This window comes from Pseudomonas paralactis (assembly GCF_001439735.1).
Classification (GTDB): Bacteria; Pseudomonadota; Gammaproteobacteria; order Pseudomonadales; family Pseudomonadaceae; genus Aquipseudomonas; species Aquipseudomonas paralactis.
In genome coordinates this window covers 1-527 of sequence record NZ_JYLN01000037.1, presented here as the reverse complement: position 1 = coordinate 527, position 527 = coordinate 1, and the positions used below count along the sequence as shown (strand labels likewise).

General features: G+C 46.7%; 2 tRNA genes and 1 rRNA gene. All 3 read left to right on the top strand.

Annotated elements, in window-relative coordinates:
- A 16S ribosomal RNA gene (locus tag TX23_RS26655) occupies positions 1-53 on the top strand; the annotation flags it as partial.
- An 81-nt stretch (positions 54-134) separates the two neighbouring features.
- Positions 135-211, top strand: a tRNA-Ile gene (locus TX23_RS26650).
- Between the two features lie 30 nt (positions 212-241).
- Positions 242-317 (top strand) — tRNA-Ala (locus TX23_RS26645).
- Positions 318-527: the final 210 nt, after the last annotated feature.

Genomic DNA, 527 nt, shown 5'->3' with positions numbered 1-527 from the left:
TGAAGTCGTAACAAGGTAGCCGTAGGGGAACCTGCGGCTGGATCACCTCCTTAATCGACGACATCAGCTGCTCCATAAGTTCCCACACGAATTGCTTGATTCATTGAAGAAGACGAAAGAAGCAGCCCGAAATTGGGTCTGTAGCTCAGTTGGTTAGAGCGCACCCCTGATAAGGGTGAGGTCGGCAGTTCGAATCTGCCCAGACCCACCAATTTTGTGTGGGAAACGCCTGTAGAAATACGGGGCCATAGCTCAGCTGGGAGAGCGCCTGCCTTGCACGCAGGAGGTCAACGGTTCGATCCCGTTTGGCTCCACCACTACTGCTTCTGTTTGTATAAAGCTTAGAAATGAGCATTCCATCGTTGTGATGGTGAATGTTGATTTCTAGTCTTTGACTAGTTCGTTCTTTAAAAATTTGGGTATGTGATAGAAAGATAGACTGAACGTTACTTTCACTGGTAACGGATCAGGCTAAGGTAAAATTTGTGAGTTCTCTTAATCGAGAAATTCGAATTTTCGGCGAATGT